The organism is Candidatus Pelagibacter sp. Uisw_099_02, assembly GCF_047727625.1.
Taxonomy (GTDB): Bacteria; Pseudomonadota; Alphaproteobacteria; order Pelagibacterales; family Pelagibacteraceae; genus Pelagibacter.
On record NZ_CP159822.1, the window covers coordinates 1,223,354 to 1,238,954 of the forward strand.

Genomic DNA, 15,601 nt, shown 5'->3' on the forward strand with positions numbered 1-15,601 from the left:
TTATAATATTTCTGTAATAATTTTTCTTATACCAATCTTAACAGACTTTTTGGTAAAATTATTTTTAATGATGAATTCTGCTTTTTTCTTTTTATAATCAAGTGGTAATTGAATATTTTTAAATTTTCTTAAAAGTTTTGAATTAAAATTTTTTCTTCTCTTTAATCTTTTTAGAATATCTAATTTTTTAGATTTAACAAATACCAAAATATCATTTTTTTTATAAATTTTATTTTCTAGCAGAAGAGGGATATCTAAAATTACAATATTCTTATTCTTATTTTTTGCTAAAAATATATTCATTTTTTTTCTTACTTCTAAATGAACAATTTTTATAATCTTTTTAATATTAGATTTATTAGCCAATATGGCGTTTGAAATTTCATTTTTATTTATAGGAAAAGAGTAAATATATTTTGGTAAAACTTTTTTTAACTTGTTGAAAATTTTTCTATTTTTTTTATATAATTTACCAACTTCAACATCTGCATTAAATACTGGATAACCAAAATTCTTTGCTACGTAACTTTTGCCTGATCCTATATCTCCTAAAATTCCAATTCTAATCATTAATCTAAAAGTTTAATTACTTCACTATTAATTTCTGGATCAATCCCATGCCAAACTTTAAAGGCAGTAAAAGCTTGATAAATAAACATTAGTTTCCCATTTTCTATTTCGTTACCCATTTTTTTTCCTGTTTTTAAAAAATTTGTTTCTTTGGGGTTGTAAATAACATCATAAAAAAGTTTATTTTTTCCAACTCTAGAAAAGTCTAAATTTATTTGATCGTCTTTATTTAATCCTATGCTTGTGGCATTAATAATAATATCAAATTCTGGTACATCGCCCCAGTCAATAATTTTTATTTTTTTAAAAATATCTTTTAAATTTTCAGCTTTACTTTTAGTTCTATTGCTTATGGTAACTTCAGAAACATTCATTTTATTTAAAGCAAAAATTATTGATGGCACGACACCACCTGCGCCTAATATCAAGACTTTTTTGCCTGTTGCTTCAAATTTTGAATTTTTAATACCAAGTTCAAATCCACTAATATCAGTATTGTGCCCAACTACTCTATCGTTATCTAAATAAATAGTATTTACTGATTGGGTGCTCTCAGCTTCTAAGCTTAATTTATCCAAATAAGGAATGACTGTTTTTTTAAAGGGTACAGTAACATTAATTCCATTTATTTTCTTTTCTCTAACTTCTGATATTAAATTTTCAATTTCATTTTCATTTAAATTTTTTTTTTCATAAATCGCGTTGATATTATTATTTTTAATCCAATAATTGTGTAATTTTGGTGATAATGAATGTTCAATAGGGTTTCCTATAACTAAATATTTTCTCATTTATAGTTTTTCAAATACTCTTTAATTTTTTTAACTGGTAATCCCATTATAGTGTCTTCATCACCATCTATCTTGGTGAATAAGGACCTACCCTCACCCTCAATCTGATAAACATTATAAGCATATAATGTTTCATCACTTATTTTAGCCAGGTATTTTATAAGCTCATCTTCTGACATTTCCTTCATAGTTAGTGAGGCTTTATCTGTATAATTCCATATCATTAGGCCGTTTCGAGATATACAAACAGAACTTATTAATTGATGTGTTTGTCCATTTAAATCACGAAGTATTTCTAAGGCTTGTTCTCTATTAATTGGTTTTGAAATAATTTTTCCTTTAAAGTCAATTACGCTATCAGCCCCCAACACTAAATCGTTGGTTCTTTTTTGGCTTATTTTGTTCGCTTTGAGCTCAGCTAAATTTTTAGAAATTATTTCTGGTGTTGCATTGTTTTTTAATAGACTTTCTTTAATACTATCCTCGTCAACATTTGATGGTTCTACAATACATTTGATTTTATTTTCCTCTAAAATTTTTTTTCTAACACCGCTCTTTGAGGCAAGTATAATTTTATTAAACATTATTTTTGTATATCTCGTGGATTTTAATTATTGACGCAGCAACTTCTTCAACTGATTTTCTGGTTACATCAATTGTTGGCCATTTATATTTTGCAAAAGTTTTTTTTGCTCTTTCAACCTCTTCTTTGATTTTTTGTATATCTGTATAGCTTGTGTTTTCTCTTTCTTTAAGAGTCATCATTCTATTTTTTCTTATATCAACCAACCTTTCTGCTTCTGTTGTTAATCCAACGACACATGCCATTTTAGGGTTTTCTTTTAAACTTTCGGGTATCGAATTTTCGTTGACCAGTGGAATGTTTGATGTTTTAAAACCTTTGTTTGCCAAGTAGATTGATGTTGGTGTTTTACTTGTTCTACTGACGCCCAGTAATATTAGGTCTGACTTGTCTAATTCATCAACCATATTTCCATCATCATGATTCATTGTGAATTGGATTGCTTCAATTCTTTCATAATATTCCTCATTAAGAGCGTGCTGTCCGCTTGGAACGTGTGAAGCTTGTTGGTTTAATAATTTTGAAAAGCTAAGGATAAGATTTCCCAACACTCCAAAACAAGGAATTTTCTTTTTTTCACTCTCGTTTGCTAAAAACTTTGCAAGACCACTATCAACAATAGTATATAAAATTATTGATTTTTTATTTTTTTTTGCTTCTTCAATAATTTTTACAACCTGGTTTTCTGTTCTAGTAAAAAAATAAGATTTAACATCATATTTAATATTTTTAAATTGGGCTTTAATTGCCAAAAACACCCTATCCAAAGTCTCACCGGTTGAGTCAGAAATCAGGTATATTTGATATGTATTAGTCATGTATAAAATGTTGATTATTAAGTATTATTTTTACCATTTTTTAAAATAATGATGTTTTTTATTTTTTTCTGTAAAACCAAGTTTTTATAAACATTATTAAACATGTGAAGTATTAATATACATTTTATCTAATAAAATTAAATAAAGTCTGTATTTATTTAATATACTTCTTTTCTATAAATTATTAATTGTTAATAAATCGTGTATAAAATGTGTAAAACAACTAATTACCAATATTCACATATCATATAACTAATACTATAATTAAATATTTACTTATTATTATGACACCCATTCAAGAAACCATAATAAACAAAAAAACAACTAGTGCCCCAATATGGTTAATGAGACAAGCAGGAAGATATCTTCCAGAATTTAGAAAGATTAGGAAATCAAATCCAAATTTTATTAATTTATGTTTAGATGAAAACCTCTCATCACAAATTACACTTCAGCCCTTAAAAAGATTTGAATTAGATGCGGCAATAATTTTTTCAGACATTTTAATGTTACCTTATGGGTTAAATCAAAAAGTAGAATTTAAAAAAGACTTTGGACCACAACTAGGTACACTAAATTTAGATGAAATATCTAAAGTTGATGAAATTGATTTTATAGGAAAATTATACCCAGTTTATAAATCAATTAAAAGAGTTAGCGAAAACAATTTAATCAAAAATAAAAACCTAATAGGATTTGTTGGAGCTCCATGGACATTATTAGTTTATATGATTAATAAACACTCACCAAAGAAAGAATTAATAAAAGATTTTTTTAAAGATAAGTTTTTAATAAATAAAATTTTAATCATATTAGAAAAGTTTTTAAAGTTACACATCGACCAACAAATTAGAAGTGGCGCCACTGTAATTCAAATTTTCGATAGTTGGGCCGGATTGCTTGAAGAAAAAGATCTACCAAACTATGTTTACATTCCAACTTTAAATTTAGTAGACTATGTAAAGTCATTAAAAGTACCAGTTATTTGTTTTCCAAGAGGAGTAAAAAATTATAAAAACTATTGTGATATTGTTAAGCCTGATGCTGTCAATATTGATTACAATGTAAGCCCAATGTCTGTTTGCAAAGAAATAAATATACCCGTTCAAGGGGGGCTTGATCCAAAGATATTATTAACTGATAAAGAAAACTTGAAAAAAAAAGCAAAAAAATATCTAGATATATTTAAAGACCACCCATATATATTTAATTTAGGTCATGGCGTATTGCCTCAAACAGATCCTAATATGGTAGATTATTTGGTGAAGATGGTAAAAGATTATTAAATGAAAAAAGCAATTATTTTATTTAACCTTGGGGGTCCAGACAAATTAGAAAATGTTGAACCTTTTTTATTTAATTTATTTAATGACCCAGCGATTTTAAATTTACCAACTTTTTTTAGATATCCATTAGCAAAGCTAATCTCTAATCGAAGAGCACCTGTTGCCAAAAAAATTTATGCAGAGCTAGGTGGTTCATCACCTATATTAAAATTAACCAAAGAACAGTCTGATGCTCTTGAAATAAAACTAAATCGAACACAAGAGGTAAATGAATACAAGTGCTTCATCATAATGAGATGTTGGAATCCGAGAGCCAAAGATGTAATTAAAGATGTTCAGTCATATAACCCAGACGAAGTTGTCTTAATGCCCCTGTATCCTCAATACTCTGCCGCAACATCAGGGTCTTCAATTAAAGAATGGAAAGACGTTTGTAAAAAAAATAACTACCACGTTAAAACAAGCACCATATGCTGCTACCCAACAGACCAGAATTTTATTAACGCTCATACAAAAGAGATAACAAAAAAAATTAAAGATCTTAAAAACTTTAAATTAATATTCTCTGCTCACGGCCTTCCAGAAAAAAACATTAAAAAAGGGGATCCTTATCAGTGGCAAGTGGAACAATCAGTTAAAAAAATAGTTGAGAGTTTAAATAATGATAACCTTGATTGGATATTGAGCTATCAAAGTCGAGTTGGTCCACTTAAATGGATAGGACCATCAACAGAAAACATAATTATTGAAAATTCCAAGATTGGTAAGCATATCGTTTTGGTACCTATCGCGTTTGTTTCCGAACATTCAGAAACTCTCGTTGAGCTTGATATAGAATATAAAGAAATAGCAGATGCTAATGGATGTAAAAATTATACAAGAGTTCCAGCACTTGGAATTAATGAAGATTTTATTAGAGCAATATCAGAATTAATAATTAAAAAAGACGAATATAAAATTAATGAGAATCTTTATCCACCAAAGATACAGTGTCCATCTAATTTTAAAAAATGTCCCTGTTTAAATTATGAATAGTTATTTATTATTTAAAAGCCTACATTTAATAGCAGTAATCTCCTGGATGGCAGGACTTCTATATTTACCCAGGATTTTCGTATATCATGTAGAAAACTTAAAAGATAAAAACATTTCTTCAATATTTAAAACAATGGAAAAAAAATTATATTTTTACATTATGACACCAGCAATGATTATAACTTGGGTGTTCGGATTAATTTTAATCTCATCTTTGGGTTTCGAAGTTCTTTCTGCAACTTGGATTAAATTAAAATTATTGTTAGTGATTTTATTAACCTTATATCATTTCTATTTATCCAAACTCCTTAGTGATTTTAATTTGGATCAAAATACTAAATCTTCTAAGTTTTTTAGAGTAATTAACGAAGTACCAACAATAATGCTTATTTTGATTGTTTTTATTGTTGTTTTTAAGCCCATCTAAGCTTGTAATGTTTTAAAGAATATATATATTTATACTATCTTACTAAAATTTTAACCCCCCCTAGTCATGAATATACAAGAACTTAAATTAAAATCATCTGAACAATTAATTACACAAGCCGAGGAGCTTGGAATTGAAAATGCTAGCACACTTAGAAAACAAGAAATCTTATTTGCTATATTAAAAAAAGTTGCAGAAAAAGAAGAGATAACAGGAGCTGGAGTTTTGCAATTATTACAAGATGGATTTGGTTTTTTGAGGGCCATGGAATCAAATTACTTAGCTGGCCCAGACGATATTTATGTTAGTCCAAGTCAGATAAGAAAATTTGGTTTGAGAACAGGAGATACAGTCGAAGGCCCCGTAAGAGCCCCCAAAGAAGGAGAAAGATATTTTGCATTATTGCAAGTAGAAAAAATAAATTTTGAAGAACCAGAAAAAGCTCGTCACAAAATTGCGTTTGATAATTTAACTCCACTTTACCCAGACAAACAAATGGTGATGGAAGTTGAGACAACTAAAATAGAAAAAAAACCAGATTTAACTCCAAGATTAATTGATCTTGTAAGCCCTATTGGAAAAGGTCAAAGATCAATAATTATCTCGCCCCCTAAAGCAGGTAAGACAATGATTTTACAAAGTATTGCAAACTCAATAGCTAAAAACTACCCAAAGAGCTACTTAATGGTTTTATTGATTGATGAGAGACCAGAAGAAGTAACTGACATGAAAAGAACAGTAAAAGGAGAAGTAATTAGTTCTACTTTTGATGAACCAGCTTCAAGACACGTTGCAGTTGCTGAAATGGTAATCGAAAAAGCAAAAAGATTAACTGAACACAAAAAAGACGTTGTAATTTTACTAGACTCAATAACAAGACTAGGCAGAGCTTACAATGCTGTCATACCAAGTTCTGGAAAAGTTTTAACAGGCGGTGTTGATGCAAATGCATTACAAAGACCAAAAAGATTTTTTGGAGCCGCAAGAAACATTGAAGAAGGTGGATCTTTAACCATCATCTCAACTGCTCTAATTGATACAGGATCAAGAATGGACGAGGTTATTTTTGAAGAATTTAAAGGAACTGGAAACAGTGAGACAGTACTTGATAGAAAAATTGCAGAAAAAAGAATTTATCCTGCAATAGATATAACAAAATCTGGAACTAGAAGAGAAGAGCTACTTTTTGATAAAGACGATCTTTCAAAAATGAATGTTCTTAGAAGAATTATTAGCCCAATGGGTACTATGGATGCAATTGAGTTTATTAATTCAAAACTTAAAGAAACAAAAAGTAATGCAGATTTTTTTAACTCAATGAACAAACCAGCATAAAATAATAATTTTATTTGAATTAGAAAAGTATATTATTTTAACCATATATATTTATGGATTTAATAGAAAAAATAAAAGTTCTTCAAAATCATTTAGCAGTAGGTAACCTCAAGAATGTAATTGAAGGCTGTAGTAAAATTTTAAAAAAAACACCCAATAATGCATTTGTGTTAAATTTATGCGGCTTGGCTTTTCAAAAAAATAGACAAATAAAGTTATCAGTAAAATACTTCATTGGTGCGTTGGATCAGGAGCCCAATAATATTGCAGCTATAAACAATTTAGCTAATTCCTACAAAGCTTTAGGAAGAATAGAGTTGGCAGAAAAACTTTATAAAAAAGCAATAGATTTAAACCCAGGATACATTAACGCCTTAAACAATTATGGCAATCTGAAGCTACAATTAAATGACTTCAAAGAGGCAACAGACTTATTCAAAAAGGCAATAGTAGAAAACAAAAACGAAATAACACTTTTATTTGGATTGGCTTCAGCCCTGCAGGGATTAGGAAATTTTGATGAAGCAACCAAAGTATTAAAAAGAATTTTAATAATTGACCCCAAGAAAGCCTCAGCACACAAGATGATCAGTTCTATTTTAAATTACGATCCAAAAAATGAAGAAAGTAAAATTCATTTAGAGGAAATGAAAAAACTAATTTTAGATAAAAGTCTTAATGATGATCAAAAAATAGACCTATCATTTGCATTGGCCAAAGCCTTTGAAGAAATGGGTTCTTTTGACTCTTCATTTCAAAACCTAACAATTGCTAATTTTTTGAAGAAAAAAAAATTTAACTATAACTTGGGAAATGATGAAAAACTTTTTAATAGTATAATTAAAGTCTTTGAAAATATTGATTTTGATCGCTTCAAAAAGAGGTCAGAAAATAAAGAAATAATTTTTATTTGTGGAATGCCAAGGTCTGGTACAACTCTTGTAGAGCAAATAATAGCATCTCACAAAGAAGTCTATGGAGCTGGAGAATTAATATACTTACAAGATGTTTTGCAAAAAAATTTTATAGAAGATTTTAGAATAAACAAACAAAGACTAATAGATCAAGCATCATTACCTGAAAACAATGTAGCAAATGAGTATTTTAAAAAATTAAATGATCACAAGTTTGATTCAAAAAGAACCACTGATAAGGCTCCTCAAAATTTTAGATGGATTGGATTTATCAAAATTTTTTTTCCAAATAGTAAAATCATACACTGTAAGAGGAACCCAAAAGATAACTGTCTATCGCTTTTCAAAAATTCTTTTGCTTCACCGAGTATGAATTGGAGTTATGATCAAACAGATGTTGCACGTTATTATAATCTTTATGATAACTTAATGTTATTTTGGAAAAAAAAAATACCTAATTTTATTTATGATGTAAAATATGAAGATTTAGTTTCTAACCACGAAGTTGAGATAAAAAAACTAATTAAATTTTGTAACCTTGATTGGGACCCATCTTGTTTAAATTATTATAAAAACAATAAAACGCCAATACAAACTGTAAGTGTCAATCAGGCCAGAAAACCAATATATAATACCTCTGTAAACTCAAATACTAACTTTAAAAAGTACCTTCAGGAGATGTATAATATTCTTGATACACACTAATTATAATTAGAGTATAATGCTCTAATGACAATTTATGCATTATCAACTGGTCCAGGTATTTCTGGTATAGCCATCATAAGAGTTTCCGGAAATGAAACTAAAAAAGTTATAGAATTGTTAACAAATACAGAGATTCCAGAACCTAGAGTTGCTACACTTAGAAAAATCAGCAAAATCAACACTTCTGAGCTTATTGATGAGGGCATAGTATTGTGGTTTCCTGGCCCTGACAGCTACACAGGAGAGGATATGGTTGAATTCCACATACACGGAAGCAAAGCTGTAATTGATGCCTTACACTCTTCTATTTCAAAGATTGATAATTGCCGTTTAGCGGAGCCAGGTGAGTTCACAAAGTTGGCATTCCAAAATGGAAAAATTAATTTACTCAAAGCAGAAAGTATTGCTGATTTAATTTCAGCCGAAACTGAAATTCAAAGACAACAAGCAATAAAAATTATGAATGGAAAGTCCGCTAACAAATTTAATGAATTAAGAGAAAAACTTTTAAAAATTTTATCACATGTTGAAGCAAAAATAGATTTTCCTGACGATGATTTACCTGAGGACATTTTAAAAAATATTAAAAGTATTTCCGGCGAAGTAATTTTGAATATAAAAAAAATTTTAAACGATCAAAAAGTTGGTGAAAGAATTAGAGAAGGTTTTAAAATTGCGATTATAGGACCAACTAATGCTGGTAAATCTAGTTTGATAAATCATCTATCAAATCGCGATGTTGCAATTGTCTCTGAGATAGCAGGAACAACTAGAGATGTAATAGAAACACATCTAAATATTGATGGTTATCCAGTTATTGTTTCTGATACAGCTGGAATTAGAGAATCTAAAAATGAAATTGAAAAAAAAGGAATAAAACTAGCATTAAAAAAAGCAGAAGATGCCGACTTAAAATTAATCATTATAGATGCTAAAAGCCTTGATATTAAAGGAATTTTAAAAGAATTAATGGATGAGAATGCTATTCTTGTAATTAACAAATCTGATCTTTTAAATGAAGACTTAAGTTTAGAAATAAAAAATTTTGAGCATGTTTTAATTTCAGTAAAAAACAATTTCAATATTGAGAATTTAATTTTTAAAATAAAAAATAAAATAAAAAATAAATTTATCACAAGTGAAGATATTTTAATTACCCGAGAAAGGCACAGACAACATTTAGAGCAAAGTTTAATCTATCTAAAAAATTTTGAAGAAAAAAATGAAACTGAGGACTTTGACAAAGCCGCTGAAGATCTTCGTCTTTCCACCAGACATCTGGGTATGATAGTTGGAAAAGTCGATGTTGAGGAGATATTAGGTAGTATTTTCAACGATTTTTGTATTGGAAAATAATTGTCATTTTATAGGGTTTTTTCAGCAAATTCATACTACTATAGTTGATAAATATAGCTTATTTGTCAATTTAAATTCAAATATGCACCTTTAAAAAGCAAAAAAAATTATTTTTTAAAAAACACGGACTCCTTGTAAATTTTTTTATGAGTTATAAATTTAGGTTATGAAAAATGATTTATCATTTGAAGTAGTAGTTATTGGAGGAGGACATGCGGGTTGTGAGGCTGCAGCAGCCTCTGCGCGTCTTGGAGTCAACACGGCCCTATTCACTCATAAAATTGAGACTATAGGAGAGATGTCTTGTAATCCAGCAATAGGTGGTCTTGGTAAAGGTCATCTAGTTAGAGAGATAGATGCTTTAGATGGTGTGATGGGTGAGGTTGCAGATAAATCTGGAATACAATTTAGATTATTAAATAGAAGTAGAGGTCCAGCAGTTCAGGGACCGAGAACTCAATCTGACAGATCTTTGTATCGTAAATATATGCAAGAAAAATTATTAAACTACTGTAATTTAACAGTTTTTTCAGACCCTGTGATTAAGTTTATTTTTGATAAAAATACCATAAATGGTTTTGAAACAAAGTCTGGAAAAAAAATTAGTTGCGCAAAGCTAATTTTAACAACTGGAACATTTTTGAATGGTTTGATTCATATTGGAGATGAGAGAACGCCAGCAGGAAGATTTGATGAAAAGCCTTCAAGAGGATTAAGCGAACAACTCGCAAAATATGATTTTAAAATAGGAAGACTTAAGACAGGAACACCACCAAGGCTCGACTCAAGAACAATTAATTATAATAATTTAGAAGAACAGTTTGCAGATGACGAGCCTTATTTTTTTTCTTTCTTAACTAAAAAAAATTTAAACAAACAAGTTTCATGTCGGATGACTTATACGAATGAAAAGGTTCATAAGATAATTCAAAAAAATCTTCAAAAAAGTGCCATGTACTCAGGAAGTATAAAAGGTGTTGGTCCAAGATACTGTCCTTCAATAGAGGATAAAATAGTAAAGTTTGCAGATAAGGACCGTCACCAGATATATTTAGAGCCTGAAGGGTTAAATGATCACACAATATACCCAAATGGAATATCCACATCATTACCTGAGGATGTACAGCAAGAAATATGTAACAATATCAGCGGTTTAGAAAATGTTAAGATAATTAGGCCAGGTTATGCGATAGAATACGACTATATTGACCCTAGAGAACTATTTTTAACTCTTGAAACAAAAAAAATTCAAAATTTATACCTTGCTGGACAGATAAATGGTACAACTGGATATGAAGAAGCAGCCGCACAGGGGTTAATAGCCGGAATTAATGCTGCATTATCTTTTAAGAAAGAAGAGCCATTTATTTTAGATAGGTCTGATGCTTACATTGGTGTCATGATAGATGATTTAGTAACTAAGGGTGTTGCAGAGCCTTATAGAATGTTTACTTCTAGAGCTGAATATAGACTAAGTTTGAGAGCTGATAATGCCGACCAAAGATTAACAAATAAAGGAATTGAAATTGGATTAATATCAAAAGAAAGAGAGGATATTTTTAAAGATAAAGAACAAAAATTAGGAATAATATCTAAAATAATGTCTGAATTATCAATGTCCCCAACAAAAATCAAAAACTTTGATATTAAAATTGCAAAAGATGGTGTTTTAAGAAAATCTAATGAAATATTAACACAAAAAGGTGTTGATATGAAAAAAATCAGGGAAATTTGGCCTGAAATTCCATATTTTTGTAAAAAAATAGATGAGCAAATTGAAACAAATGCGCATTATAGAGGTTATCTAAAAAAACAAAAAGCAGATATATTGGCATTTAAAAGAGATGAAAATTTAGTTATTCCCGACAAAGTTAACTATGATGATCTTTCTGGACTATCAAATGAAGTAAAAGCTAAATTTAAACAAATAAAACCAAAAACTATGGGACAAGCGTTAAGAATTGATGGAATAACTCCAGCTGCTGTATATATTTTGTTGTCACATGTAAAAAGAAAGTCTATTAAGCTTATAGCTTAATGGAGGAAATTTTAAAAAAATATTCACTACTAAAAGATCAAAATGTTTCACGTGAAACATTTGTAGATTTTGAGAGCTTCATTGCTATGCTTAAAGAAAGAAATGAACAAATTAACATGATAAGTAAAGAAACTGCGAAAAATGAAGTAATTAGAGACCGCCATATAGTCGATTCAGCACAAATCATTGAATTTGTTGATTTAAATAGTATTAATATAACTGATATAGGTTCAGGCGGAGGTATGCCTGGCATAATTATTGCAATAATGATTAAAAACTTAAAAAATGATGCAAAAGTACATTTATATGACAAAAGTCATCATAAGAGTGCTTTTTTGAGAAAAGTATCAAGAGACTTAAGATTAAATACAGAGGTAATACAAGAAAATATTTTTGAGGCACAAAATTTACAGTCAGGTACAATAATGGCAAGAGCTTTTAAGCCCTTACCTGTAGTTTTAGATTTAGTTTATAAAAATTTTAGTAGTTATAAAAATTTAATTTTGTTCATGGGAAAAAATGGCGAAAAAATTTTAGAAGAAACTTTAAAAAAGTGGGATTTTGATTTTGAAAAAAAAAAAAGTATTACAAGCCAAGATTCATTCTTATTAAATATAAAAAATATAAAAAAAAAAAATTAAAAAATTAAATGCAAATTATTTCTATAATAAATCAAAAGGGTGGGGTTGGAAAAACAACAACAGTCATCAACCTTGCAGCTGGTCTAGCTCAGCAAGAAAAAAAAGTTTTAGTAATTGATCTAGATCCACAAGGAAATGCTACTACAGGACTTGGTTTATCTAATTTAGAAAATTCTAGTGATACAATTTATGGTGTATTGAACGGAACAAGGTCAATTACCGAGGTAATCAAAAAAACAGAATTTGAAAATTTAGACATTATCACTTCAAATGTTGATTTGTCTGGACTAGAGATAGAAATAGCCAGTGATAACGAGCGAGCCTTCATATTAAAGGTTAAATTAGCCGCTTATTTAAATAATTCTAGAGGATACTATGATTATATACTTATAGACTGTCCACCATCACTAAGTTTACTTACAGTCATGGCTTTAGTGTCATCTCACTCACTTGTGGTCCCATTGCAGACAGAATTTTTTGCTCTAGAGGGCTTAACACAATTAATGAAAACAATAGAACGAATAAAAGTTAACTTAAATCCTGAATTAAAGATCAGAGGAATTCTTTTGACCATGTATGACAAAAGAAACAAGCTTTCATCACAAGTTGAAAAAGAAGCAAGAGATTATTTTAAAGAAAAGGTTTATCTTACTATCATACCAAGAAATGTAAGACTGTCTGAGGCACCATCTCACGGCATGCCGGTTTTAATTTACGACAAGTCTTGTCCTGGAAGTAAATCATATTTTAGTTTTACAGATGAATTTATTGGTCAAGAACAAAAAATAGGGAGTGCTGCATAATGGATACAACAAAAATAAAAAAAGGTTTAGGTAGAGGGTTGTCATCTTTAATAGGTGAAACAAAAGTAGAAATAAATATTAATAAAGTTTCTATAAGCAATTTATTAAGTAATAAATTTCAACCACGAAAAATATTTGATGAAGAAAGTTTAAAAGATTTAACAGGTTCGATAAAGGAGAGAGGTATTATTCAACCAATCATTGTTAGAAAGTCAAACGATCATAATTCTAAATATGAAATAATTGCAGGTGAGAGAAGGTGGCTAGCGGCACAAAAAGCTGGTCTACACGAGGTACCAGTAGTTATAACTGATGTAGATGATTTAAAATCTTTAGAATTTGCTATTGTTGAGAACGTTCAAAGAAATGATCTAAATGCAATTGAAGAAGCACGTGGTTATCAACGTCTTATTCAGGAATTTTCTTATGATCAAGATAAAGTTGCTCAATTTATTGGAAAAAGCAGAAGCCATATAACTAATATTTTAAGATTATTAAACTTACCAAATGCTGTCTTAAGACTAGTTGAAACTAAAAAATTATCACCTGGTCATGCAAAAGTTTTGGTAGGGTTAGATAATGCAGAATTTGTAGCAACTAAAATAATTGAAAAATCTCTTTCTGTAAGACAAGCAGAAAATTTTGTAAAAATATATAAGACGAAAAAAAAGCCCTCTAAAACATTTAAAGATGCCAATTTAAAAGGTCTAGAAAATTCAATTATAGAAAAAATTGGCTTGAATGTTTTGATTAAAAATAAAAAAGACAATACTGGGACTTTACTTTTAGAATACAAAGACCTTGATCAGCTTAACAAAATTATTGAAATTATAAAGTCTAATTATTAATTATCGAAGATTTTTCAATGATAAAATCTGACAAAATATTAATGGAACTATTAGAATGTTTTTTAACTAAAAGTTCAACAGTATTAATTTGATATATTAAATTTTTAACCTCTTTATAAGACCAATTTTTTATTTGAAGTTTTACAATCTCTTTGTCCTTCCAAAATATTGGCGGTTTAAAACTCCCTATTGTTGCGTCTAAACTTTTTGTCTTTTCAAAACTTTTACTTAATTTAATCAGTCTTTTTGCTTTCATTAAAAAAGTTCTAATAATTATAATACAATCATCTAGCGTGTAATTATTCTCATTCAATATATTAATGGTTCTTTTTTTATTTTTGGACAAGCAGCAATCAATTAATTCAGAAACATTATAATTTTCGGCTAAATTAGTGAGTTTTAAGATATCTTGTATTTCTATTTTATTTTTATTTAGTATGAAATTTCTTATTTTTTCAAGTTCATTATTTAAGTTTTGTCTATCTCCTCTTGAACGTTGAACAATCAAATTAATGGCCTGTTGTGAAATAGGCACTTTGTTTTCTCTAAAAAAACCATTTACCATAGCTGATAAGGTTTGATTGTTATCCTCATAAAATGGAACACAAAATATTTCTTTATTTTTTTCAAATAAAGATCTTATTTTTGATTTTTTCTCAAGAGTATTTGAATTTAAAATTAAAATTAAGTCATCAATTTTTTTTTCGATAATTTCCTCTATTACAACTTTTATTTTATCAGTTGCTCTATTTATTATAATTAATTTTTCATTTTCAAAAAAAGATTTTGATAAAATATTGTTAAAAAAATTCTCAATATTATTCAGAACTTCGCTCTCTTCATAGTAATAAGTATTATTTGGATATTTTACTTTAAATTTATTCTCAATTATTTGGTTTTTATGCCCCTGATTCTCACCATATAATAAAAAAAGAGATTGTTTTTTTAAGTTTATCTTTTCTAGCTCAAAAGATTTTATTATCATTTTATAAAGAGTACAAAAACAAGATTATTTCTTCAGAAATTTCTTCAGCTAAGTTCTCTTGTATTTTTTTTTCATTTTTTTTCAAATCAAACTTTCTGTCTATATTGTTATAGTTGAAGCTTTTTCCAAAATTTTTTATCATTATATTAGAATTGTTATCTTTAATTGTTAATTTTGTATTAATTCTTAAATTGAAACTTTTAGCATCACCTTTTGAATTTTTTGTAGTAATTTTTTTTTCTTTTATTGAGTACAGATTTATTTCAATAATTTTTTGGTTATTTTGCTGACTTTGAATATTTTTTAGGTTTTTATAAATTCTATTATTAATTAATTTATCTCCTTCCATTTCAATATTTTTTATCTTGAAATCAATGTTTTCTTTATAATATATAGGAGTATATCCACATGCATTTAACATGGTCATCACTAAAAAGATTATAATAATATTTTTTTTAATTCTCAT

At 28.3% G+C, this 15,601-nt stretch carries 16 protein-coding genes; 10 read left to right on the forward strand and 6 right to left on the reverse strand.

The window, feature by feature from the left end; genetic code table 11:
• The 4 genes from coaE to ABXT47_RS06625 are packed head-to-tail and all read right to left on the reverse strand — an operon-like array spanning position 1 to position 2,762.
• Positions 1 to 570: a dephospho-CoA kinase gene (coaE, locus tag ABXT47_RS06610; protein ID WP_415308335.1), complete on the reverse strand. Its 570-nt coding sequence runs from the start codon at positions 568 to 570 to the stop codon at positions 1 to 3.
• Positions 570 to 1,361 carry a shikimate dehydrogenase gene (aroE, locus tag ABXT47_RS06615; protein WP_415308336.1) on the reverse strand — a complete coding sequence of 264 codons (792 nt, stop codon included), beginning with the start codon at positions 1,359 to 1,361 and terminating at the stop codon, positions 570 to 572. Before aroE ends, coaE begins: the two co-directional genes overlap by 1 nt.
• Positions 1,358 to 1,945 (reverse strand): Maf family protein, encoded by a 588-nt coding sequence (locus ABXT47_RS06620; protein ID WP_415308338.1) that lies wholly within the window; start codon positions 1,943 to 1,945, stop codon positions 1,358 to 1,360. Before ABXT47_RS06620 ends, aroE begins: the two co-directional genes overlap by 4 nt.
• On the reverse strand, positions 1,938 to 2,762 hold the full coding sequence (locus ABXT47_RS06625) for a pyruvate, water dikinase regulatory protein (protein ID WP_415308339.1): 825 nt from the start codon (positions 2,760 to 2,762) through the stop codon (positions 1,938 to 1,940). Before ABXT47_RS06625 ends, ABXT47_RS06620 begins: the two co-directional genes overlap by 8 nt.
• A 284-nt stretch (positions 2,763 to 3,046) precedes the next feature.
• Here ABXT47_RS06625 and hemE point away from each other — a divergent pair, with 284 nt between their 5' ends.
• From hemE to ABXT47_RS06675, 10 genes are all read left to right on the forward strand, one after another.
• A complete protein-coding gene (gene hemE / locus ABXT47_RS06630; RefSeq protein ID WP_415308341.1) occupies positions 3,047 to 4,048 on the forward strand; it encodes a uroporphyrinogen decarboxylase in 1,002 nt (333 codons plus the stop codon).
• Positions 4,049 to 5,083 (forward strand): ferrochelatase, encoded by a 1,035-nt coding sequence (gene hemH, locus ABXT47_RS06635; RefSeq protein WP_415308342.1) that lies wholly within the window; start codon positions 4,049 to 4,051, stop codon positions 5,081 to 5,083. It abuts the gene before it with no gap.
• Positions 5,076 to 5,510 carry a protoporphyrinogen oxidase HemJ gene (hemJ, locus tag ABXT47_RS06640; RefSeq protein WP_415308343.1) on the forward strand — a complete coding sequence of 145 codons (435 nt, stop codon included), beginning with the start codon at positions 5,076 to 5,078 and terminating at the stop codon, positions 5,508 to 5,510. Before hemH ends, hemJ begins: the two co-directional genes overlap by 8 nt.
• 66 nt (positions 5,511 to 5,576) lie before the next feature.
• Positions 5,577 to 6,845: a transcription termination factor Rho gene (rho, locus tag ABXT47_RS06645; protein WP_415308344.1), complete on the forward strand. Its 1,269-nt coding sequence runs from the start codon at positions 5,577 to 5,579 to the stop codon at positions 6,843 to 6,845.
• 53 nt (positions 6,846 to 6,898) lie between these two features.
• The gene (locus ABXT47_RS06650) at positions 6,899 to 8,464 is read left to right on the forward strand and encodes a tetratricopeptide repeat-containing sulfotransferase family protein (RefSeq protein ID WP_415308346.1); all 1,566 of its coding nucleotides are present in this window, start codon (positions 6,899 to 6,901) and stop codon (positions 8,462 to 8,464) included.
• 24 nt (positions 8,465 to 8,488) lie between these two features.
• Complete coding sequence (gene mnmE, locus ABXT47_RS06655; protein WP_415308348.1) at positions 8,489 to 9,820, forward strand: tRNA uridine-5-carboxymethylaminomethyl(34) synthesis GTPase MnmE; 1,332 nt, start codon at positions 8,489 to 8,491, stop codon at positions 9,818 to 9,820.
• 166 nt (positions 9,821 to 9,986) lie between these two features.
• Positions 9,987 to 11,858, forward strand: a complete 1,872-nt coding sequence (gene mnmG / locus ABXT47_RS06660) for a tRNA uridine-5-carboxymethylaminomethyl(34) synthesis enzyme MnmG (protein ID WP_415308349.1) — start codon at positions 9,987 to 9,989, stop codon at positions 11,856 to 11,858.
• A complete protein-coding gene (locus ABXT47_RS06665; protein ID WP_415308351.1) occupies positions 11,858 to 12,499 on the forward strand; it encodes a 16S rRNA (guanine(527)-N(7))-methyltransferase RsmG in 642 nt (213 codons plus the stop codon). The genes mnmG and ABXT47_RS06665 overlap by 1 nt, the downstream gene beginning before the upstream one ends.
• An 8-nt stretch (positions 12,500 to 12,507) precedes the next feature.
• On the forward strand, positions 12,508 to 13,302 hold the full coding sequence (locus tag ABXT47_RS06670; RefSeq protein ID WP_415308353.1) for a ParA family protein: 795 nt from the start codon (positions 12,508 to 12,510) through the stop codon (positions 13,300 to 13,302).
• The gene (locus tag ABXT47_RS06675) at positions 13,302 to 14,150 is read left to right on the forward strand and encodes a ParB/RepB/Spo0J family partition protein (RefSeq protein WP_415308355.1); all 849 of its coding nucleotides are present in this window, start codon (positions 13,302 to 13,304) and stop codon (positions 14,148 to 14,150) included. Before ABXT47_RS06670 ends, ABXT47_RS06675 begins: the two co-directional genes overlap by 1 nt.
• Here the strand turns inward: ABXT47_RS06675 and holA are convergent.
• Both holA and ABXT47_RS06685 read right to left on the reverse strand, forming a co-directional pair.
• Positions 14,140 to 15,135 carry a DNA polymerase III subunit delta gene (holA, locus tag ABXT47_RS06680; RefSeq protein WP_415308356.1) on the reverse strand — a complete coding sequence of 332 codons (996 nt, stop codon included), beginning with the start codon at positions 15,133 to 15,135 and terminating at the stop codon, positions 14,140 to 14,142. The genes ABXT47_RS06675 and holA overlap by 11 nt on opposite strands.
• A gap of 1 nt (position 15,136) precedes the next feature.
• Positions 15,137 to 15,601 carry a hypothetical protein gene (locus tag ABXT47_RS06685; protein ID WP_415308358.1) on the reverse strand — a complete coding sequence of 155 codons (465 nt, stop codon included), beginning with the start codon at positions 15,599 to 15,601 and terminating at the stop codon, positions 15,137 to 15,139.

Excerpts from the sequence above, each read along its gene's own strand:
- coaE (WP_415308335.1), bottom strand. The coding sequence starts at position 570 with ATGATTAGAATTGGAATTTTAGGAGATATAGGATCAGGCAAAAGTTAC.
- aroE (WP_415308336.1), bottom strand. The coding sequence starts at position 1,361 with ATGAGAAAATATTTAGTTATAGGAAACCCTATTGAACATTCATTATCA.
- ABXT47_RS06620 (WP_415308338.1), bottom strand. The coding sequence starts at position 1,945 with ATGTTTAATAAAATTATACTTGCCTCAAAGAGCGGTGTTAGAAAAAAA.
- ABXT47_RS06625 (WP_415308339.1), bottom strand. The coding sequence starts at position 2,762 with ATGACTAATACATATCAAATATACCTGATTTCTGACTCAACCGGTGAG.
- hemE (WP_415308341.1), top strand. The coding sequence starts at position 3,047 with ATGACACCCATTCAAGAAACCATAATAAACAAAAAAACAACTAGTGCC.
- hemH (WP_415308342.1), top strand. The coding sequence starts at position 4,049 with ATGAAAAAAGCAATTATTTTATTTAACCTTGGGGGTCCAGACAAATTA.
- hemJ (WP_415308343.1), top strand. The coding sequence starts at position 5,076 with ATGAATAGTTATTTATTATTTAAAAGCCTACATTTAATAGCAGTAATC.
- rho (WP_415308344.1), top strand. The coding sequence starts at position 5,577 with ATGAATATACAAGAACTTAAATTAAAATCATCTGAACAATTAATTACA.
- ABXT47_RS06650 (WP_415308346.1), top strand. The coding sequence starts at position 6,899 with ATGGATTTAATAGAAAAAATAAAAGTTCTTCAAAATCATTTAGCAGTA.
- mnmE (WP_415308348.1), top strand. The coding sequence starts at position 8,489 with ATGACAATTTATGCATTATCAACTGGTCCAGGTATTTCTGGTATAGCC.
- mnmG (WP_415308349.1), top strand. The coding sequence starts at position 9,987 with ATGAAAAATGATTTATCATTTGAAGTAGTAGTTATTGGAGGAGGACAT.
- ABXT47_RS06665 (WP_415308351.1), top strand. The coding sequence starts at position 11,858 with ATGGAGGAAATTTTAAAAAAATATTCACTACTAAAAGATCAAAATGTT.
- ABXT47_RS06670 (WP_415308353.1), top strand. The coding sequence starts at position 12,508 with ATGCAAATTATTTCTATAATAAATCAAAAGGGTGGGGTTGGAAAAACA.
- ABXT47_RS06675 (WP_415308355.1), top strand. The coding sequence starts at position 13,302 with ATGGATACAACAAAAATAAAAAAAGGTTTAGGTAGAGGGTTGTCATCT.
- holA (WP_415308356.1), bottom strand. The coding sequence starts at position 15,135 with ATGATAATAAAATCTTTTGAGCTAGAAAAGATAAACTTAAAAAAACAA.
- ABXT47_RS06685 (WP_415308358.1), bottom strand. The coding sequence starts at position 15,601 with ATGAGAATTAAAAAAAATATTATTATAATCTTTTTAGTGATGACCATG.